This is a genomic window from Nocardioides solisilvae (assembly GCF_003194625.1).
GTDB lineage: Bacteria > Actinomycetota > Actinomycetes > Propionibacteriales > Nocardioidaceae > Nocardioides > Nocardioides solisilvae.
Map to the genome: position 1 here is coordinate 63,595 of NZ_QHKX01000001.1, position 20,375 is coordinate 83,969.

Annotated in this window: 16 protein-coding genes; 5 read left to right on the forward strand and 11 right to left on the reverse strand. The window is 74.1% G+C overall.

Annotated features, from left to right (window positions below):
- Window position 1: 1 nt before the first annotated feature.
- Both DNK53_RS00350 and DNK53_RS00355 read left to right on the forward strand, forming a co-directional pair.
- Complete coding sequence (locus DNK53_RS00350; RefSeq protein ID WP_110180360.1) at window positions 2-1,150, forward strand: acyl-CoA dehydrogenase family protein; 1,149 nt, start codon at window positions 2-4, stop codon at window positions 1,148-1,150.
- Window positions 1,147-1,920 carry an enoyl-CoA hydratase/isomerase family protein gene (locus DNK53_RS00355; RefSeq protein ID WP_110180361.1) on the forward strand — a complete coding sequence of 258 codons (774 nt, stop codon included), beginning with the start codon at window positions 1,147-1,149 and terminating at the stop codon, window positions 1,918-1,920. The genes DNK53_RS00350 and DNK53_RS00355 overlap by 4 nt, the downstream gene beginning before the upstream one ends.
- A 19-nt stretch (window positions 1,921-1,939) precedes the next feature.
- Here the strand turns inward: DNK53_RS00355 and DNK53_RS00360 are convergent, their stop codons facing one another.
- From DNK53_RS00360 to DNK53_RS00395, 7 genes are all read right to left on the reverse strand, one after another.
- Window positions 1,940-2,965, reverse strand: coding sequence for a DNA topoisomerase IB (locus DNK53_RS00360; protein WP_110180362.1), 1,026 nt, complete (start codon window positions 2,963-2,965; stop codon window positions 1,940-1,942).
- 10 nt (window positions 2,966-2,975) lie between these two features.
- Window positions 2,976-3,908, reverse strand: a complete 933-nt coding sequence (locus DNK53_RS00365; RefSeq protein WP_110180363.1) for a hypothetical protein — start codon at window positions 3,906-3,908, stop codon at window positions 2,976-2,978.
- A gap of 10 nt (window positions 3,909-3,918) precedes the next feature.
- The gene (locus tag DNK53_RS00370; RefSeq protein WP_110180364.1) at window positions 3,919-5,142 is read right to left on the reverse strand and encodes an SAM-dependent methyltransferase; all 1,224 of its coding nucleotides are present in this window, start codon (window positions 5,140-5,142) and stop codon (window positions 3,919-3,921) included.
- A gap of 154 nt (window positions 5,143-5,296) precedes the next feature.
- Complete coding sequence (locus DNK53_RS17290; RefSeq protein WP_162599681.1) at window positions 5,297-5,887, reverse strand: hypothetical protein; 591 nt, start codon at window positions 5,885-5,887, stop codon at window positions 5,297-5,299.
- Between the two features lie 204 nt (window positions 5,888-6,091).
- Window positions 6,092-8,965 carry an FAD-binding and (Fe-S)-binding domain-containing protein gene (locus DNK53_RS00385; RefSeq protein WP_110180367.1) on the reverse strand — a complete coding sequence of 958 codons (2,874 nt, stop codon included), beginning with the start codon at window positions 8,963-8,965 and terminating at the stop codon, window positions 6,092-6,094.
- Between the two features lie 37 nt (window positions 8,966-9,002).
- Window positions 9,003-10,277: a hydroxyacid-oxoacid transhydrogenase gene (locus DNK53_RS00390; RefSeq protein WP_110180368.1), complete on the reverse strand. Its 1,275-nt coding sequence runs from the start codon at window positions 10,275-10,277 to the stop codon at window positions 9,003-9,005.
- A gap of 26 nt (window positions 10,278-10,303) precedes the next feature.
- Window positions 10,304-11,227, reverse strand: a complete 924-nt coding sequence (locus tag DNK53_RS00395) for an NUDIX domain-containing protein (RefSeq protein WP_110180369.1) — start codon at window positions 11,225-11,227, stop codon at window positions 10,304-10,306.
- A gap of 43 nt (window positions 11,228-11,270) precedes the next feature.
- On the opposite strand from DNK53_RS00395, the gene DNK53_RS00400 reads away from it, so the two are divergent.
- A complete protein-coding gene (locus tag DNK53_RS00400; RefSeq protein WP_162599682.1) occupies window positions 11,271-12,317 on the forward strand; it encodes an acyltransferase family protein in 1,047 nt (348 codons plus the stop codon).
- Here the strand turns inward: DNK53_RS00400 and DNK53_RS00405 are convergent.
- The gene (locus DNK53_RS00405; RefSeq protein WP_162599683.1) at window positions 12,256-13,074 is read right to left on the reverse strand and encodes a lysophospholipid acyltransferase family protein; all 819 of its coding nucleotides are present in this window, start codon (window positions 13,072-13,074) and stop codon (window positions 12,256-12,258) included. The two genes, DNK53_RS00400 and DNK53_RS00405, sit on opposite strands and share 62 nt — an antisense overlap.
- 43 nt (window positions 13,075-13,117) lie before the next feature.
- Window positions 13,118-14,374: a geranylgeranyl reductase family protein gene (locus tag DNK53_RS00410; protein ID WP_110180372.1), complete on the reverse strand. Its 1,257-nt coding sequence runs from the start codon at window positions 14,372-14,374 to the stop codon at window positions 13,118-13,120.
- Between DNK53_RS00410 and DNK53_RS18255 the strand changes: the two genes are divergently transcribed.
- Together DNK53_RS18255 and DNK53_RS00415 are read left to right on the forward strand one after the other, a co-directional pair.
- On the forward strand, window positions 14,259-14,582 hold the full coding sequence (locus tag DNK53_RS18255; RefSeq protein WP_275425719.1) for a gamma-glutamyltransferase: 324 nt from the start codon (window positions 14,259-14,261) through the stop codon (window positions 14,580-14,582). The genes DNK53_RS00410 and DNK53_RS18255 overlap by 116 nt on opposite strands.
- Entirely contained in the window at window positions 14,579-15,556 is a 978-nt protein-coding gene (locus tag DNK53_RS00415; RefSeq protein WP_275425720.1) for a gamma-glutamyltransferase, read from the forward strand. The genes DNK53_RS18255 and DNK53_RS00415 overlap by 4 nt, the downstream gene beginning before the upstream one ends.
- On the opposite strand, the gene DNK53_RS00420 is transcribed toward DNK53_RS00415, so the two are convergent.
- Entirely contained in the window at window positions 15,546-16,397 is an 852-nt protein-coding gene (locus tag DNK53_RS00420) for a DUF429 domain-containing protein (RefSeq protein WP_162599684.1), read from the reverse strand. The genes DNK53_RS00415 and DNK53_RS00420 overlap by 11 nt on opposite strands.
- A gap of 86 nt (window positions 16,398-16,483) precedes the next feature.
- On the reverse strand, window positions 16,484-20,362 hold the full coding sequence (locus DNK53_RS00425) for a DNA-directed RNA polymerase subunit beta' (protein ID WP_110180374.1): 3,879 nt from the start codon (window positions 20,360-20,362) through the stop codon (window positions 16,484-16,486).
- Window positions 20,363-20,375: the final 13 nt, after the last annotated feature.

Here is a 20,375-nt window from a genome sequence, read left to right on the forward strand (position 1 = left end):
GATGGAGACCGAAGAGTTCAACGCCATCCTCGACGCCGTGCGCACCTTCGTGCGCAAGGAGGTCGTCCCCGCCGAGGACGAGATCGAGGAGACCGACCGGATCCCCGACCGGATCCGCAAGCAGGCCGCCGAGATGGGCCTCTTCGGCTACGCGATCCCCGAGGAGCACGGCGGCCTCGGCTTCACCATGTCGGAAGAGGTCCGCCTCGCCATCGAGGTCGGCTGGACCACGCCGGCCTTCCGGTCGATGTTCGGCACCAACAACGGCATCGCCGGCCAGGTGCTCGTCAACTTCGGCACCGACGAGCAGAAGGCACGCTTCCTGCCGTCGCTGGCCTCGGGCGAGACCGTGGCGTCGTTCGCCCTCACCGAGCCGGAGGCCGGATCGGACCCGAGCGGCATCCGCACCCGCGCGGTCCGCGAGGGCGACCACTACGTGATCAACGGCCAGAAGCGGTTCATCACCAACGCCCCCGACGCCGACCTCTTCATGGTCTTCGCCCGCACCGACGACTCCACGTCGGGCACCAAGGGGATCTCGGTCTTCGCGGTCGACGCGAAGAGCCCCGGCATCGAGATCGGCCCCAAGGACGCCAAGATGGGCCAGCGCGGCGCCACCACCTCCGAGCTCTCCTTCACCGACGTCCGGGTGCCCGTCGAGGACCTCGTCGGCGGCGTCGAGGGCGAGGGGTTCGGGGCGGCCATGCGCTCCCTGGCCAAGGGTCGCCTGCACATCGCCGCGCTCTGCGTGGGGATGGCGAAGCGGCTGATCAAGGAGAGCGTCGACTACGCCGCCGTCAACCGCCAGGGCGGCACCCCGATCGCCGAGTTCCAGCTCGTCCAGGCGCTGCTGGCCGACTCCGAGGCCGAGGCCTACGCCGGCCACGCGATGGTGCTGGAGGCCGCCAAGGCCTACGACGACGGCAGCGACCAGCGGCTCGCCCCGTCGAGCTGCAAGCTCTTCTGCACCGAGATGGTGGGCCGGGTCGCCGACCGGGCCGTCCAGGTGCACGGCGGCATGGGCTACATGCGCTCCGTCCCGGTGGAGCGGTTCTACCGCGACGCCCGCCTCTTCCGTCTCTACGAGGGCACGAGCGAGGTGCAGAAGCTGATCATCGCCAAGCAGCTGCTGCGCGGGGCGGGCAAGTGAGCGGTCTCCTCGTCGAGGACCGCGGCCCGGTTCGCGTCCTCACCCTGGACCGGCCCGAGCGGCGCAACGCGCTCGACCTGCCCGACCGGCGCGAGCTGCTCGCCGCCCTGCGCGACGCCCGCGCGGAGCCCGGCTGCCGCGCGCTGGTGCTGACCGGCTCGGGGGCGATCTTCTGCTCGGGCGGCGACATCACCTCGATGTCACCCGACCCCGAGGTCTCCCGGGAGCGGCTCGACCTGGTCAACCAGGTCGCCCGCGAGCTGGTGACCACCTCGCTGCCGGTGGTGACCGCCGTCGAGGGCGGGGCCTTCGGCCTGGGCCTCTCGCTGGCCTGCGCGGGCGACCTGGTCGTCGCCGGCACGTCCACCCGCTTCTCCGCCTCCTTCGCGAAGATCGGGCTGGTCGCCGACACCGGCCTCTCCTGGACGCTGCCCCGCCGGGTCGGCCCGGGCCGCGCCCGCGCCATGCTGCTCACCGCCCGCACCGTCGGCGCCGAGGAGGCGATGCGGATCGGCCTCGTCGACGAGCTGGTCCCCGACGGGACGACGCTCGAGCGGGCGCTGGAGCTGGCCGCCACCCTGGCGTCGTACTCCGCCCCCGCCACCGCGGCCACCAAGCAGCTGGCGGCCGACTGCGGCGGCACCCTCGACGAGCTCCTCGAGGCCGAGAAGCGGATCCAGGTCGGGCTGCTCGCCTCCGACGACTTCGCCGAGGGCCGGGCGGCCTTCCTCGAGCGGCGCCCCGCGGCGTTCGCCCAGCCGCGCCCCTGAGGAGGGCACGCGGGGCGCCTCAGGACTCCTCGACGAGCAGCTCCAGGACCGCCCGCTCCAGGGCGGCCTGGCGCTCGTCGGGGGTGCTCCACTCCCGGTCGTCGACCCCGATGGTGGTCCCTTCCTCGTAGGCCTCGACCACCCGCGGGTCGACGTAGGAGGTCCGCGCCAGCGTCGGGGTGTTGCCGAGGAACTGCGACACCTCCTTGAAGCAGCCCGAGACGACCCGCTTCCGCGACGTCCGGGTGACCTTCTTCCCCGCCGCCTCGGCCGCGCGCTGCGCCTCGGCGAGGTGGGCGGCCGCGATCACCGTGGCGTGCCAGGTCCGGAAGTCCTTGGCCGTCGCGTCGACCCCGGTGGTCTCGCGGATGTAGTCGTTGACGCTCGCGGAGTCCAGGGTCCGCCAGGTGCGCCCGTCCTTCCAGGCCAGCAGCCGCGGCTGCTCGGGCGTGCGCCGCCGGCGCATCACCTCCAGCGCCTCCACCACGGCCGGGTCGTCGATCTCGATGGAGTGCTCGACGCCCGACTTGCCCTCGAAGCAGAAGATCAGCTTCTGCCCGCGCCGCGTGACGTGCCGCCGCTCCAGCGTGGTGAGCCCGAAGCTGCCGTTCTGGTCGGCGTAGACGTCGTTGCCGATCCGGAAGTAGCCGAGGTCGAGCAGCCGGACGGCGACCGCGCAGGCCCGCCCGCGCTCCATCCCCTCGGTGCCGAGGTCGGTCAGCACCTTCTCCCGCGCCACCGACATCGCGCGGCCGAACTCCAGCACCCGGTCGAACTTCGCGGCGTCCCGCTTCGCCCGCCACTGCGGGTGGTAGAGGTACTGGCGACGGCCCGCGTCGTCGGTGCCGACCGCCTGCAGGTGGCCGTGCGGGTACGGCGTCACCCAGACGTCGCGCCAGGCCGGCGGGATCACCAGGTCGCGCACCCGCTGCGCGTCCTCCTCCGACAGCCGCTCGCCGTGCTCGTCGAGGTAGACGAACCCCTTCCCCGCGCGTCGGCGGGTCCAGCCCGGCTGGTCGGGCGAGGTGCGGCGGAGACGGGGCATGCCGTCATCCTCACACCGGGCGCAAGAGCCACCCGAGCAGCCGGCGCCACCACCCCGCCCCGGGCTCGTCGGACGACCCGTCGGACGCTCCGTCGGACGCCCCGTCGGCCGGTCCGGCGGCCGGCGGCCCGTCGAGCGCCCTCCGCACGCCTGCGGGCAGCCGCACCCGCAGCACCTCGCTGCCGACCCCCTCGGTGCTGACCCACACGTGACCGTCGGGGGTGACCGCGAGCCCCTCGCCCTGCGGCTGCGGGGGCAGCGGCAGGTCGGCGACCTTCTCGACCGCGGGGTAGGAGTAGACGTGGAGCCGGTCGTAGGAGCGGAGCAGCAGGTGGCGGCCGTCGGGCCAGAACGCCCCGTCGGTCACGAGCCCCGCGACCGGAGCCAGCGGCTCGAGCGGGTTGGGCCGGTCCGCGGCCAGCACCGCGGGAGCCGCGACGAGCTCGCCGCCGAGCACCCCCTTGCTGACCAGGTGCAGGCGACCCGTGCGGGGGTGGACCACCAGGGCCTCGGCGTCGCGGGCCCCGTCGGGCCAGGTGAGCCGCCAGCGCGGCGGGTCCACCTGCTGCGCGCGCCGGCCCAGCGGCACCCGCAGGACCTCCACGGCGTCGCGGGCCCGCAGGTTGTCCCCGACGTCGGCGACCCAGACCTCCCCCGGTCCGGCCGGGGCCAGCGCCTCGACGTCGACCGGGTCGGGGGCCCACCGCGTCGTCCCGACCGTCTCCCCCGTGGCGGGGTCGACCGCGAAGACCCGTCCGGAGTCGCCGCTGTCGTTGACCGTCGCGAGCAGCCCGTCCACGAGCGCCAGCCCCGAGGACTCGACCACCTCGGGGTCGCGCAGGACCGTCACGACCTCCCCGCGCGGCCCCGGCCCGCCGGCCGTCGCCCCCACCAGGAAGGGGGTGGCGACGACCAGGGCGCCCAGCCACACGCGGACGCTCACGGGCGCGGCCTCACAGGTCGAGGAGCTCGGCCAGCCGCGGCCGGATCCCCCAGGTCGCGACCAGCTCGTCGTACTCCTTGCGGACCCCGCCGCCCTTGACCGGCCCGCCGGTGCGCACCGCTCGCAGCAGCGCGTTGCGCGGCGTGTGCTCGCTCTCGACGAACTCGACGACGTCGACCCGGTACCCCTGCAGCCGCAGGATCGAGGCGCGCAGCGCGTCGGTGAGGGTGTCGGCGAAGCGCTCGCGCAGGATGCCGTGGCGGGTGAGCAGCGCGTACGGCGCCGGGGTGGGCGTGCGGCGCAGCTGGGCGGCGACGTCGTGGTGGCAGCAGGGGGCCGCGAGGACGAGGGCCGCCTCCCAGCCGACGGCACGGGCCAGCGCCTCGTCGGTGGCGGTGTCGCAGGCGTGCAGCGCGAGGACGACGTCGGGCGGCTGCGGCAGCTCGGCCGCCGCGATGCTCCCGACGACGAAGTCGGCCTCGACGCCCAGCCGCTCGGCCACGCCTGAGCTGTGGTCGGCCGACTGCTGCTTCACGTCGACCCCGGTGACGCGCACGGGCAGCCCGCGCACGTGGGTGAGGAACCGCTGGGCGGCGAAGGTGAGGTAGGCGTTGCCGCAGCCGAGGTCGACGACCCGCAGCGGGTCCTCGGCCGTGGGGCGCCGCAGGTGGCCCTTCTGCAGCGCCTCGCCGAGGCTGGCGTCGAGCAGCCGCAGGAACTCCTCGACCTGGCGGTACTTCGCCTGCCGGCTCGGCTTGATCCGGCCCTCGGCGGTGGAGATGCCGAGCGCGACGAGGACGGGGTCGTCCTCCGGGAACAGCCGTCCCTTGTCCCGGTCGTGCTCGCGGTCGACCTCGACCGCCTCCGCCCGCTCGGTGGTGTGGACCAGTGCCTCGAGCTTCTTGGTCACCCGGACCTGGTGCTGCTGCGTGGTGGTCTCCACGTGCCAGTTGCCGAACGGCTCGTCCATCAGGTCGTCGACCGCGTCCCGCGCCGGGCTCGGCTGCCCCGGCTCCCCCACGGCGTGGTTGGTCGTGTGCGCCTGGGTCTCGTCGTAGGCCGTGACCTGCAGGTGGCGCCCCGCCTTGAGGTCGACGTAGCGCAGCTCCACCCGCTTCCACCGCGGCTGGGCGCCCTTCTGCCGCCCCGACGCCACCGCCCGGACCAGGACGTCGGGGTCGAGCACGAAGCTGCGCATCCGGGTCAGCGCGCGGAGCAGGGGTTCGGCGGCCATCAGGCGCTCCTCACTTGACCAGCGCCGCGACGAGCACGATGAGGATCAGGCCTCCCAGCGCCAGCGGGATCACGAGTCGGCGGTGGCGCGGGTTCATGGGCTCGATGCTAGTTCCCACAGCCCCGGAGGGTTACATCTGCCACAGCCCGGAGGGCTACATCTGCCACAGCCCGGAGGGCCACACCTGCCACGGGGGGCCGGGGCTCGCCGGCAGCCGGCCGTCCCGCCAGGCCGCGTACCACCGACCGGGCTCCCGCAGCAGGAATCGCGTCCCGTCCTCCCCGGTCTCCGTCCCCACCGCATCACCGCCCAGCACGACGTAGCCGCCCCGCGTCGCCACGAAGGGCACGAACCCCTGAGCCTCCATCGTCGCCCGTAGTCGCACCCTGGCCAGTGCCGAGACGCGCCACGGGCCCGCCGCGGACGAGTCCGGACGACGAGGACCCAGCCGCGCCACGAACGTGCCCCGCTGGCAGGCCTCCGGCAGGCTGTCCCTCCCCAGCGGCAGGTCCTCCAGGCACGGACGCGCCGCCAGCTCCGCCACCCGCGCCCGCTCGTGCAGCACCGTGCCCCGCAGCCGCATCCCCTCCCCAGCGAGACCGGCGTCCAGCACCCGCCGGGCCGTCTCCCGGTCGAGCCCCGCGAGCTCGCCCAGCAGCGCACCCGCCTCGCGGCGGCTCATCAGCTCCGCGGCTCCGTCCGTCAGCAGCTCTGCGGCTCCGTCACTCCGCCTCGTCTCCCCCATGGCCCGCGAGCGTAGGGCCGACAGGCCCCGCCGCGCCGACTCCCTCCACAGCCTCCAGGAGAGGTCCTCCCAGCAGTCAGGTTGGCGTGTCGATCGACAGCGTCTGACGCAAGAGACGCTGTCGATCGACCGCCCAACCAGACCGTGGAGGCGGGGGTCCGAGCACCGGTCCCAGGCCTCCGGTCCAGCGCCGGCTCCAGACCCTCAGCGGTCGCCAGCGAGCAGCTCGGCGAGGTGGAGCGCCCGCACGTCGGCGAGGTCGTCGAGCTGGTGCCGGCAGGAGAGGCCGTCGGCGAGCACGACCGCACGGGGGTTGGTCCGCACGGCGGGCAGCAGCTGGAGCTCCGCGACCGCGACCGAGACCTCGTAGTGCCCCTGCTCCATGCCGAAGTTGCCCGCCAGCCCGCAGCAGCCGCCGACCCGGGTCACGGTGGCGCCGGCACGCTGCAGCAGCCTCGCGTCAGCCTCCCAGCCGACCACCGACTGGTGGTGGCAGTGCGGCTGGGCGACCACCTCGACCCCGCTGAGGTCCGGCGGCTGCCAGCCGCGCTCCGCCTCGAGCCGGGCGAGGAGCTCGGCCAGCGAGAGCACGCCGCCGGCGACCTCCTCGGCGCGGGGGTCGTCGCTGAGCTGGACGGCGTCGGAGCGCAGCGTGGCGAGGCAGGACGGCTCGAGCGCGACGACCGGAGTCCCCGAGGCGACGTAGGGAGCAAGCGTCGCGACCGTCTCCTGCATCGTGCTGCGGGCCTTGTCGAGCTGGCCGGTGGAGATCCAGGTGAGCCCGCAGCAGGCGTCGGGGCCGACCAGGGCGGCGGTCAGGCCCGCCTCGCCGAGCAGCCGGATCGCGGCCTGCGCCGCCGACGGCCGGAAGTGGTCGGTGAAGGTGTCCGCCCAGATCCACACGTCCACCTGCGCAGCCGCGCCGGCAGCAGCTACGGCAGCCGTGCCGGCAGCCACACCGGCCGGGGACCCGGCGGGGACCCCGGCGGGAGGCAGCTCACGGGTGCCGAGCAGCGAGCGCGCGGTCCGCGGCGCGACCCGGGGCAGAGAGCGTCGCGGGTCGACCCCGGCGAGGCGGGCGGCGGCCCGGACGAGCGGCCCGGCGCCCATCGCCCGGCCGGCCAGCCCGCGGCCGAACCGCTGCGGCGCGAGGCGGACCAGCGCGGGCAGCCAGCCCAGCGTGTAGTGGGTGCGGGGGCGCCGCTTCCCGCGGTAGGTCTGGTGCAGCACCTCGGACTTGTAGGTCGCCATGTCGACGCCGGTGGGGCAGTCGCTGGCGCAGCCCTTGCAGGAGAGGCAGAGGTCGAGCGCGTCGTGGACGGCCGGGTCGGCGAGCCCCTGGACGAGGGTCCCGTCGAGCGCTTCCTGGAGCACCCGGGAGCGGCCGCGGGTGGAGTCCTTCTCGTCACGGGTCGCCTGCCAGGAGGGGCACATCACCGACGACGCGGGGCCCGTCCCCGGTCCGGCCACGCACTTGCCCACCCCGGTGCAACGGTGCACGGCCCGCCCCATGCTGCCGCCGTCCTCGACGAAGCGCAGCAGGGTCGGCACCTTCGCCACCGGGCGGGCGGGCCGCAGGTCGGCGTCGACGGGCGCGGGGTCGACCAGCACCCCGGGGTTCAGCAGCCCGTCGGGGTCGCAGGCCGCCTTGGCGGCGCCGAACAGCCGCAGCGAGTCGGCGTCGTACATCCTCGACAGCAGCTCGGAGCGGGCGCGGCCGTCGCCGTGCTCGCCCGACAGGGAGCCGCCGAGCGCGACGATCCGGTCGGTGGCCGCCTCGAGGAACTCGCGGAAGACGCGGCGCCCGCCGTCGGGGGCGTCGCCGTCGAAGGGGAAGTCGATGCGGGCGTGGACGCAGCCGTCCCCGAAGTGGCCGTAGGGCACCCCGTCGAGGTCGAACTCGCGCAGCACCTCGTCGAACTCCCGCAGCCAGGTCCCCAGCTTCTCGGGCGGCACGGCGGCGTCCTCCCAGCCGGCGTACGCCGGGCGGCTGAGACTGCGGGCGGCCAGCCCGGCGCCGTCCTCGCGGATCCGCCAGAGGGCCGCCGCGGCCGCGGCGTCGGGGACCGCCAGGCGGGAGAGCTCGCCCGCGGGCGGCAGCGTCCCCTCGCCGGTGGTCTCGACGAAGAGCCACCCGGCGCCGCGGGGCAGCTCGGGGACGGCCTTGCCGGCGCCGCGGACCAGCTCGACGATCCGGGCGTCGAGCCCCTCGCAGGCCACCAGGCCCAGGCCCTGCTCGCGGGCCCCGGCGAGGATCCCGGGCACGGCGTCGGCCGCCTCGACCATCGAGGGGTAGCCGAGCACGACGAGGCGTCGCGGCTCCTCCTCGACCATCCGCACGGTCGCCCCGAGCACCACCCCGAGCGTCCCCTCGGAGCCGACGAGGAACCGACCCACGTCGCGGCCGTGCTCGGGCAGCAGGTGCTCGAGGGAGTAGCCGCTGACCTGGCGGGTGAACCGTCCGAAGTGCTGCCGCACGTGCCCCAGGTCGGCGGCGACCAGGTCGAGGAGGCGTCGGCTCACGGGGTCGGTCGGCTCGGTGCCGGCGGCGAGGGTGGCCGTCGTCCCGTCGCCCCACAGCACGTCGAGGCCGAGCACGTTGTCGCTGGTCCGCCCGTAGCCCAGCGCCCGCGAGCCGCAGGCGTTGTTGCCGATCATCCCGCCGATGGTGCAGCGCGGGTGGGTGGAGGGGTCGGGGCCGAACCGGACGCCGTGCGGCGCGGCCGCGCGCTGCAGGTCGGCGTGGACGGTGCCGGGCTCGACCCGGGCGGTCCGGGCCTCGCCGTCGACCTCGAGCACCCGGTGCAGGTGCTTGCGGGTGTCGACCACGATCCCGGTGCCCACGGCGTTGCCGGCGATCGAGGTCCCGGCGCCGCGCATGGTGACCGGCGTCCCGGTCTCCCGCGCGACGGAGAGGATCGCGGCGAGCTCGTCGCGGTGGCGCGGCCGCGCCACCACCTGCGGCACGACGCGGTAGAGCGAGGCATCGGTGGAGTACGCCGCCCGCGTGACGTCGGCGTCCGAGACGTCGGTGACCCCCGCGCGCTGCAGGGCTTGGAGGACGTCGCGCGGGCTCATGGCGCCATTCTCGCCCACGCGCCCGGGCGTCCCGGACTCACCACAGGGTCATGGAACCCCGGAAGACCTCGGCGAGGTCCTCGGCCCCCACCGGACGGGGCGCGGTCGCGAGCAGCCGCTGCTGGGCGAGCGCCCCCTCCACGAGGTCGTCGACGTCGCCGTCGCCGAACCCGACCTCGGCCAGGCCGTTGGGGATCCCGATGTCGCGCATCAGCGTGCGCAGCACCTCGGGCAGCGCGTCGGGGCCGTCGGCCGCGTGGCCGGGGTCGAGCAGCCGGGCCGCCTCGAGGTGCCGCGCGGGGTCGGCCTCGAAGGTGAACCGGAAGGCGGCCGGGGCGGTGAGCGAGACCGCCATCCCGTGCGGCACGATCGGCCCCTCCCCCGGGTAGCCGTCGGGCCGGAACTCCCGCACCCGGCCCGCGATCGGGTAGGCGCAGGCGTGCGGCACGTGCACCCCGGCGTTGCCGAAGCCGAGGCCGGCGAAGGTCGCCGCGAGCGCCATCTGCTCCCGCGCGGTCGCGTCGTCCCCGTCCCGGACGGCCGTCCGGAACGCGCCGGCCAGGAGCCCCAGCGCGCAGGTCGCCCACATGTCGGCGATCGGGTTGGCGCCGCAGTAGGGCACCCGCTGCTCGGGGCGCTTGGCCTCGAAGTCGGCGTACCAGCGCGCCGTCCACGACTCCAGCGCGTGGCAGAGGATGTCCATCCCCGCCGCGGCGGTCACGGCGGCGGGCTGGGTCATCGTGAGGTCGGGGTCGACCACCGCGAGGGTGGGTCGCAGCGCGGGGTGGCTGATCCCGGTCTTCACCTCCAGCGCCAGCACGTCGAGGACGCAGATCGTCGTCGACTCCGAGCCGGTGCCGGTGGTGGTCGGCACGGCGACCAGCGGCAGCAGCGGCCGCTCGGGCGCCCGCCCCCGGCCGATCGGCGCGTTGAGGTAGTCCATCAGCTCGCCCTCGTTGGTGGTGAGCAGGTCGACCGCCTTGGCGGTGTCGATGCTCGAGCCGCCGCCGACCGCGACGACGGCGCCGAACGGGCCGGCGTCGCGGGCGAAGGCGATGGCGTGCTCCAGCGAGGCGTCGGTCGGCTCGACGTGCACCTCGGCGTACGTCGTCACCGCCAGGCCCGCGGCCTCCAGCCGCTCCGCGATCCGGGCCGGGTGCCCCGTCGCCGCCACCCCCGGGTCGGTGACCAGGAGGACCCGCGACGAGCCGGTGCCGCGCATCAGGCCGGCGAGGTCGTGGGCGAGCTCCCCGGAGGCGCCGCGGCCGAACTTCAGGGCCGGGGCCGCGTAGGTGAAGACCTGCTCGCTCACGTGCTCTCCTCGGGTCGGGCCGCGCGTCAGCGCGGCAGGTGGCCCACAGCGTGCCTCACGACGTCGAGAACCTCCACCGTCCCGTCCTCGATCTGTGCGAGCGGCACAAACGCGGCGGCGTCCGTTGTGCCGTCGACCTCGACGACGGTCGGCTCGGCCCCCTCCTGGCCGGCCTCCAGGGTCGCCTCGAAGATCAGGTGGACGCCGTGGAAGTCCTCGAGCCGGCCGCTCGGCGCGGTCCCCGAGAAGTGCACGTCGTGGACGTCGAGCAGCCGCCCCACCCGGCAGGCCAGCCCCGTCTCCTCGACCACCTCGCGGGCCAGGGCGACGGCCGGCGGCTCCCCGTGGTCGACCCCGCCGCCGGGCAGGGTCCAGCTGCCGGTGTGGTGGCCCCGCCCCGAGATCCGGGTGAGCAGCACCTCGGGTCCCCCGGTCGAGGGCCTCGAGACCAGCGCGTACGCCGCCACCCGCTGCAGCCGGAAGGGCTGGTGGTCGCCGAGGGCCTCGACGACCATCGGCACCACCGGCACCTTCCCCGACAGCACGTCCTCGAGCGGCTGCCACGCCGCCTCGACCGTCGAGCCGTCGACCTCGACGACGCGCGGCTCGGGCGAGTCGCCGGGCACCCACCCCTCGTAGACGATCCGCAGCGCGTGGGCGTCGACCACCCGGCCCTCGCGCCGCACCCCGGGCATGTGGGCGGAGTAGACGTGCGCGGTCTCGCTCACCACGGCATCCAGGCCGGTCTCCTCGTGCACCTCCCGGACCACGGCGGCCCGCGGGTCCTCGCCGTGGTCGAGGCCGCCGCCCGGCAGGGTCCACAGCTCCTGCGGGGTGATCCGCTCCGAGATCCGGCTGAGCAGCAGCTCCTCGCCGGCCGCGCCGTACCGCCGGATCACGGCGTACGCCGCCACGCGCTGGTACCTGGGCAGCTCGCCGGGGGTGCTCATGACGCAAGGCTATGCGTCACGACCCCACCGCTATGGTGACCCGGTGCCCAGACGCAGGGACCCGTGGCTGGACAACGCCAAGACCGTGCTCGTGGTCCTGGTGGTGGTCGGCCACGCCGTCGTGCTGATGCCCTCGGGCGAGGTGAAGTCCCACGCCTACGACTTCGTCTACTACTTCCACATGCCGGCCTTCGTGCTGCTCACCGGCTACCTCTCCCGCAGCTTCACGTGGAGCCGCAAGGGGTTCGTCTCCCTGGTGACGACCCTGGCCGTCCCCTACGTGCTCTTCGAGCTGCTGATGGCCCTGTGGCGCGTGCACGTGGTCGACCAGGTCTCCAGCCTGGAGGTCCTCTCCCCGCTGTGGCTCAACCCGCACTGGCCGATGTGGTACCTCGTGGTGCTCATCATGTGGCGTCTGGCGACCCCGGTGCTGAAGGCCCACTGGGTGATGGTGCCGGCCTCGGTGGGGGTGAGCCTGCTGGCCGGAGCGGTCGACCTGGAGCTCTTCGACCTCAACCGCGCGCTGGGCCTGCTGCCCTTCTTCGTGGTGGGCCTGCACCTGCCCGCGCGGGCGCTGGCGGTCGTGCGGGCCCGCGGCACCGGCCTGGCCGGCCTGGCCGTGCTCGCGGGGCTGTGGTGGCTGGCGGGGCGCACCGACGACCTGTGGTCCACCCAGTGGCTCTACTACCGGGCCTCCTACGACTCGCTGGGCGCGGGGGTGGCGGAAGGGGCGGAGATCCGCCTGCAGCTCATCGGGCTCGCGCTGCTCGGCACCTTCGCCGTGCTCAGCCTGGTGCCGCGCCGCCGCTCCGCGGTCACCCACGTCGGCGCCTACACGATGGGCGTCTACCTGCTGCACGGGTTCCCGGTCCGCTGGGTCGAGGCGCAGGGCTACGCGGAGTGGATGCCCGGCGACGGCTGGGCCTCGCTGGGGATCACCGTCGCGCTCGCCGTGGGGCTGGCGTTGCTGCTCGGCTGGCGGCCGCTCGCGGCCCGCGCACTGTGGCTGGTGGACCCCGTCAACACCTTCACGTCGTGGCGCGAGGACCGGCGGTCCGCGCGGCGGCCGCAGGCCCCCACGTCGGCCTGACGGCGGCGCGGGGCACGACGTCCAGGGACGCGGCCTCCGCCAGGTCGGGCGCGTGCCCGCCCAGGTGGGCGGGGTGCCAGGGGGCGTGCTCGCCCGGGTCCGGCCGGTGGTGCGGCAGGGTCTGCAGCCCCTCGAGGAGATCGGTCAACCGCGCACCCAGGTCCGCGGTCCACGCCGTGAGGTCCTCGCCCGGGGCGACGGTGGTCGGCTCGCCGAAGACGAGGTCGACCCGACGCCCGCGGGTGAGGTCGGGCGGCGGCTCGACCCCGTCGACCGGGCGGCCGACCGAGTAGAGCCGCTGGATCCCCCACAGCGCGACGGGGACGACGGCGGCCCCGGTCTCGCGGGCCAGGGCGGCCGTCCCCCGCATCAGCGGCCGGACGGTGAAGGAGTAGGAGATCCCGGCCTCGGGGTAGACGCCGACCGCCTGCCCCTCGCGCAGCAGCCGGCGGGCGGCCAGGTACGCCGCGGCGGGGGCCGCGCGGTCGACCGGCACGTGCCGCATCCGGGTCATCGCGAGGCCGAGGCCGGGCGGGTGCCAGACGTCGTGCCGGGCGGTGAACCGGACGAACCGGCCGCGGCGGCGCGCGGCCAGCGCGATCGGCAGCGAGTCGAGGTAGGAGACGTGGGTGGCCGCCAGGATCACCGGCCCGGAGGTCGGGACGTGCTCCAGCCCGGTCGTCTCCAGGCGCACGTCCAGGGCCCGCGTCGCGAGCCGGCCGAGCCCCAGGGCGGTCCGGTAGAAGCCTTCGGTCACAGGCGACGACGGTAGTGCGCCACGGCCGGGCGGGCGGGAGAACTCAGGAGAACGGCGGACGGGCATCGAGACCGACCGAGCGACGCCCGGCCCAGCGCCACACCCGGGCCGCGCGGTCGCGGTCCTCGTCGGTGACGAGGTTGCCCATCCAGCGCAGCGCCAGCGTCATCAGCCAGTCGGAGCGCATCCCGGGCGGGCCGAGGGTGGCCACCACCCGCGGGACGGTCGCGATCCCGGCGAGCCGCCGGGCGATCGAGAAGGCCTCCCCGTAGTGCTCCCGGAGCAGCTCGGGCCAGACCCGCCCGAGGTCGAGGTCGGCGCCGCCGTCGGCGACCAGCTCGGCGACGAACCGCCCGGTCTCCAGCCCGTAGTCGATGCCCTCCCCGTTGAGCGGGTTGACGCAGGCGGCCGAGTCGCCGATGAGCGCCCAGTTGCGCCCGGCGACGTTGCTCACCGCGCCGCCCATGGGCAGCAGCGCCGACGCCTCGGCCCGGAGCTCGCCGCTGAGCCCGAACTCCTCGCGCCGCTGCTCGGCGTAGAAGCGCATGAGCGGCTTGACGGCGATGTCGGCCGGCCGCCTCGAGGTGGCCAGCGCCCCGACGCCGAGGTTCACCTCGCCCGTGCCGAGGGGGAAGATCCAGCCGTAGCCCGACAGCACCTTGCCCGCCTCGTCGCGCAGCTCGAGGTGGGAGGAGATCCAGGGGTCGTCGGAGCGGGTGGAGGCGACGTAGGAGCGCCCGGCGACGCCGTAGACGGTGTCGCGGTGCCACTCGCGCCCGAGCTTCTTGCCCAGCGGCGAGCGGACGCCCTCGGCGACCACGAGCCAGCGGCAGCGCACCTCGGTGCGGACCCCGTCGCGCTCCAGCACGACGGCCCCCACCCGGTCGCCGTCCATCACCACGTCGAGCGCCTTGGCGCCGTCGACCGCGGTCGCGCCGGACTTGATCGCGACGGTCCGCAGGTGGTCGTCGAGCTCGGTGCGGGCGACGGCCGAGCCCCAGTCGGGCAGCGAGCTGCCGGGGACCGCCCAGGGCAGGTGGAGCGTCTGGCCGAAGCCGTGCGCGCGCAGCCCCTGGCTCACCGTGTGGGCTCGGAGCCAGTCCTCGAGGCCGAGGCGGGTCAGCTCGCCGATCGCGCGCGGGGTGAGCCCGTCGCCGCACGTCTTGTCGCGCGGGAAGACGGCCATGTCGACCAGGAGCGTCTCGAGGCCGTGGCGGGCGGCCCAGGCGGCCGCGGCGGAGCCGGCGGGGCCGGCACCGACGACGAGCACGTCGGTCTGGGCGGGGAGCGGGGCGGACACGTCCGCGATTCTCTCAGGCTCCCGGGCACCGCCCAAACCTGCCCGGGTCGCGGCCACGCGGGCCAGCCGCCGGCTCTGGCTGCCGGGCGGCCACGCCCCTCGCGTGGGCCAGCGCTTCCGCAACCCCGACCTCGCCCGCACCTACCGGCTGCTCGCCCGCGACGGGGTGGCGGCGCTCCACGAAGGCCCGCTGGCCCCTACGAGGTGAAGGTCCAGCGGCCCACCCGGGTCGGCTACCGGGGGTACGACGTCTACGGGATGGCGCCCTCCTCCTCCGGCGGCTCGACCGTCGGCGAGGCGCTCAACATCCTGGAGCGCCACGACCTCGACGCGATGCCGACCGCCGACGCGCTGCACCTCTACGTCGAGGCGAGCTCGCTGGCCTACGCCGACCGCGCCCGCTACCTGGGCGACGCGGCGTACGTCGACGTGCCCCTGGCCGACCTGCTGAGCGACGCCTGGGCTGCCGAGCGCGCCTGCGCGATCCGTCCCGACGTCGCGATGCCGAAGCCCGCGCCGGCCGGCGACGTGACGGCGTACGACGGCACCTGCTCCCCCGCCTCCCCGGGCGCGGGCGTTGAGGCACCCGACACCGAGAACCTCTCCACCACCAGCCTGACCACGGCCGACCGGTGGGGCAACGTCGTGGTCTACACGCTCACCATCGAGCAGACTGGCGGCTCGGGGCTGACGGTCCCCGGGCGCGGCTTCCTGCTCAACAACGAGCTGACCGACTTCTCCACCACCTGGGACCCGGTCGACCCCAACCGGATCCAGCTCGGCAAGCGGCCGCGGTCGTCCATGTCGCCCACCCTCGTGCTCCGCGACGGCGAGCCGGTGCTCGGCGTCGGCTCGCCGGGCGGCTCGACGATCATCACCACCGTGCTGCAGGTGCTGCTCAACCGGCTGGACCTCGGGATGACGCTGCAGGAGGCGGTGGCGGCCCCGCGCGCGACCCCGCGCAACGGCGCCGAGGTGCTCGCCGAGCCCGCCTTCGTCGACGCCTGGGGAGCAGCGCTGGCCGCCCGAGGGCACCGGGTGGCGGCGGTGACGGAGCCGTCCTTCCCCCAGGCCGAGATCGGGGCGGTCGCGGCCGTCGAGCTGCTGGGCCGGCGGCGGATGCTGGCGGTCGCCGAGCCCAGCCGACGCGGCGGTGGCGCGGCGGCAGTCGTCAGGCCCTGATCGCCGCCGGGATCCCGTCGGAGAAGACCTCGGGGACCTCCGGGAAGGAGACGGCCCGGCCCACGGCGCAGCGCGCCGCCGACCACGCGACCGCGCAGGCGTCCAGGAGGTCGTCGACGGCGTAGCTCGGCCCGGCGGCCAGCCACGGCAGCGGGAAGCCGGCCGCCCGCAGCGCCTCCCGGCGGAGCCGCTGCCCCTCCGGCGTGCGCTTGGGCTCGACCAGCGGCCCGCCGGCCAGGTGGGCGAAGGAGAGCTCGGGGTGGACCTCCACCACCCGGGCCGGGGGGCCGCCGCGGACGTAGCCGTCGACGTCCAGGATCCGCTCGCGCAGCGCCCACGCCTGGGCGGACGCGCTGGTCCCGCCGGTCGCGGCGACCTGCGCGGCGCGCGCCTCGGCGTACGTCGTCGCCTCGTAGGCCGCCCGGGTCAGGGTGGTGAAGACCGAGGAGGCCTTCCCGGGCAAGGCTCGCCGCGCCAGCACGTCGGCCTGCCGGCGCCCGGCGTCGGGGAGCCCGACCGGGATGTCCACGCCGACCACCGAGACGGGTGCGGTCTCGCGGGCGAGCTCGACCAGGGCCGCGAGGCCGGGTGCGGCCAGCACCCGCGAGCGGCCGTCGGCGAGCAGCACGCCGACCCAGCCGCCCTTGCCCGCGTCGACCCCCAGCACGGGCGGCGCGTCGGCCGGCAGCGCGGTCCCCGGGTCGGGGACGGCCGCGAAGCGGTCGGCGAGCGCCGCGAGCTCCCGTGAGGCGTCCACCCCGGCCTCCGCGGCGACCGTCGCGAGCTCGGCGAGCAGCCGCTCCCACGGCGGGTCGCCTGTGCTGGGCCCCGTCGCACGCATGGGCGCCATCCTGCCGTCCGGCCGGCACGCACGAAGGGCCGGCCCCCGCCGCAGCGGGGACCGGCCCTTCGTGGAGGTGCTCGTGACTAGTTCTGGTACGACCCGAAGTCGAAGTCGTCCAGCGCCACGGCCTGGCCGGAGCCCTGGCCGAAGTCGTAGTCGTAGGAGTCGTAGCCGGTGACGGAGTACGCCGCCGCGCGGGCCTCCTCGGTGGGCTCCACCCGGACGTTGCGGTACCGCTCGAGGCCGGTGCCCGCCGGGATCAGCTTGCCGATGATCACGTTCTCCTTCAGACCCAGCAGCGAGTCGGAGCGACCGTGGATCGCCGCGTCGGTGAGCACCCGGGTGGTCTCCTGGAAGGAGGCCGCCGAGAGCCACGACTCGGTCGCGAGCGACGCCTTGGTGATGCCCATCAGCTCGGCGCGACCCGAGGCCGGCGTGCCGCCCTCGGAGACGACCCGACGGTTCTCCTCCTCGAAGCGCGACCGGTCGACCAGGTCGGAGGGCAGCAGGTTGGTGTCGCCCGACTCGATGACCGTCACACGGCGGAGCATCTGTCGCACGATGATCTCGATGTGCTTGTCGTGGATCGACACGCCCTGGCTGCGGTAGACCTCCTGCACCTCGTCGACGAGGTGCTGCTGCGCCCGGCGGATGCCGAGGACCCGCAGGACCTCCTTCGGGTCGGGGGTACCGACCGTCAGCTGGTGGCCGACCTGGATGCTCTCGCCGTCCGACACGTTGAGCCGGGACCGCTTCGAGACCGGGTACTCGACGACCTCGGAGCCGTCGTCGGGGGTGATGATCACCTTCCGCGCCTTGTCGGTCTCCTCGATCTCGACCCGGCCCGCGACCTCGGAGATCGGGGCGAGGCCCTTGGGCTGGCGGGCCTCGAAGAGCTCCACGACGCGGGGCAGACCCTGCGTGATGTCGCTCGCGGAGGCCGAACCACCGGTGTGGAAGGTACGCATCGTCAGCTGCGTGCCGGGCTCACCGATCGACTGGGCCGCGATGATGCCGACCGCCTCGCCGATGTCGACGAGCTTGCCGGTGGCCAGCGACCGGCCGTAGCACTTCGCGCAGGTGCCGGTGCGGGCGTCGCAGGTCAGCACGGAGCGGACCTTGACCTCCTCGATGCCGGCCGCGACGAGCTCGCCGATCTTGACGTCGCCCAGGTCCTCACCGGCGCTGGCGAGCAGCTCCCCGGTCTCGGGGTGGCTGATGTCGACCGCCGCCGAGCGGGCGTAGGCCGCCGTCTCGGAGTGCGGGTGCTTGACGACGGTGCCGTCCTCGCGCCGCTCGCCGATCTGCTTGGGCAGGCCGCGCTCGGTGCCGCAGTCCTCCTCGCGGATGATCACGTCCTGCGAGACGTCGACCAGGCGACGGGTGAGGTAGCCCGAGTCGGCGGTCCGGAGCGCGGTGTCCGCGAGGCCCTTGCGGGCACCGTGGGTGGCGATGAAGTACTCCAGGACGGTCAGGCCCTCCCGGAAGTTCGACTTGATCGGCCGCGGGATGATCTCGCCCTTCGGGTTGGCCACCAGCCCTCGCATGGCCGCCACCTGACGGATCTGGTTCATGTTTCCGGAGGCACCGGAGTCGACCATCATGTAGATCGGGTTGGCCCGGTCGAAGGTCTTCTCCATCGCCCGGCCGACCTCGGCCGCCGCCTGGGTCCAGATCTCGATGAGCTCCTGGCGGCGCTCCTCGTCGGTGACCAGACCGCGCTCGAACTGGGTCTGCACCTTCGCGGCCTGCGCCTCGTAGCCCGAGAGGATCTCGGCCTTCTCCGGCGGCGTGGTCACGTCGTCGATCGAGACCGTGACGCCCGAACGGGTGGCCCAGTGGAACCCGGCGTCCTTGAGGGCGTCGAGCGAGGCTGCGACCTCGACCTTGGTGTAGCGCTCGGCGAGGTCGTTGACGATCTGGCCCAGCGCCTTCTTGCCCACCTCGTAGTTGACGAACGGGTAGTCCGCCGGGAGGCAGTCGTTGAAGATCGTCCGGCCCAGGGTGGTCTCGGCGAGGAACGACCGTCCCTCGTCGAAGTCGGCCACCTCGGTGAGGTCCAGCGGGGGCACGACGTCGTCGAGCCGGATCCGGACCTTGCTCTGGAGGCTGATCTCCTTGCGGTCGAAGGCCATGATCGCCTCGGCCTGCGAGGAGAAGACGCGACCCTCGCCCGGCTCGCCCTCACGGTCGGTGGTGAGGAAGAAGAGGCCGATGATCATGTCCTGGGTCGGCATGGTGACCGGCCGGCCGTCGGAGGGCTTGAGGATGTTGTTGGTCGACAGCATCAGGATCCGCGCCTCGGCCTGGGCCTCGGCGGACAGCGGCAGGTGCACCGCCATCTGGTCACCGTCGAAGTCGGCGTTGAACGCGCTGCAGACCAGCGGGTGGATCTGGATGGCCTTGCCCTCGATCAGCTGGGGCTCGAAGGCCTGGATGCCGAGGCGGTGCAGCGTGGGCGCACGGTTGAGCAGCACCGGGTGCTCGGTGATGACCTCTTCCAGGACGTCCCAGACGACCGGGCGGGCCCGCTCCACCATCCGCTTGGCGGACTTGATGTTCTGGGCGTGGCTGAGGTCGACGAGCCGCTTCATGACGAAGGGCTTGAAGAGCTCGAGCGCCATCTGCTTCGGCAGGCCGCACTGGTGCAGCTTGAGCTGCGGGCCCGACACGATGACCGAGCGGCCCGAGTAGTCGACGCGCTTGCCGAGCAGGTTCTGCCGGAAGCGGCCCTGCTTGCCCTTGAGCATGTCGGACAGCGACTTCAGCGGCCGGTTGCCCGGGCCGGTGACCGGACGACCACGGCGGCCGTTGTCGAACAGCGAGTCGACGGCCTCCTGGAGCATCCGCTTCTCGTTGTTGACGATGATCTCGGGCGCGCCCAGGTCGAGCAGGCGCTTGAGCCGGTTGTTCCGGTTGATCACGCGGCGGTACAGGTCGTTGAGGTCGGAGGTCGCGAAGCGGCCACCGTCCAGCTGCACCATCGGGCGCAGGTCCGGCGGGATGACCGGGACGGCGTCGAGCACCATGCCGATCGGCTGGTTGCCGGTCTTGCGGAAGGCGTCGACGACCTTGAGGCGCTTGAGCGCGCGGACCTTCTTCTGGCCCTTGCCGTTGGCGATGGTGTCGCGCAGCGACTCCACCTCGGCCTCGATGTCGAAGTCCTGGAGGCGCTTCTGGATCGCCGTGGCGCCCATGTGGCCCTCGAAGTACTTGCCGAACCAGTTCTTCATCTCGCGGTACAGGATCTCGTCACCGAGCAGGTCCTGGACCTTGAGCGACTTGAACGTCGACCAGATCTCCTCGAGGCGGGCCAGCTCGCTGTCCGCGCGCTTGCGGATCGCGGCCATCTCGCGCTCGGCGCCGTCCTTGACCTTGCGGCGCTGGTCGGCCTTGGCACCCTCGGCCTCGAGGGCCTCGAGGTCCTCCTCGAGCTTCTTGGCGCGCTCCTCCACCATCGAGTCGCGACGCTTCTCGAGGCGCTCCCGCTCCAGGCCGACCTTGTTCTCCAGGGTCTCCATGTCGCGGTGACGGGCGTCCTCGTCGACCGAGGTGATCATGTAGGCGGCGAAGTAGATGACCTTCTCGAGGTCCTTCGGCGCCAGGTCGAGCAGGTAGCCCAGGCGCGAGGGGACGCCCTTGAAGTACCAGATGTGGGTCACGGGGGCGGCGAGCTCGATGTGGCCCATCCGCTCGCGACGCACCTTGGACCGGGTCACCTCGACGCCGCAGCGCTCGCAGATGATGCCCTTGAAGCGCACGCGCTTGTACTTGCCGCAGTAGCACTCCCAGTCCCGGGTGGGACCGAAGATCTTCTCGCAGAAGAGGCCGTCACGCTCGGGCTTCAGCGTGCGGTAGTTGATGGTCTCCGGCTTCTTGACCTCGCCGTGGCTCCACGTGCGGATGTCGTCCGCGGTGGCCAGGCCGATCCGAAGCTGGTCGAAGAAGTTCACGTCGAGCACGTTGGCTTCAGTT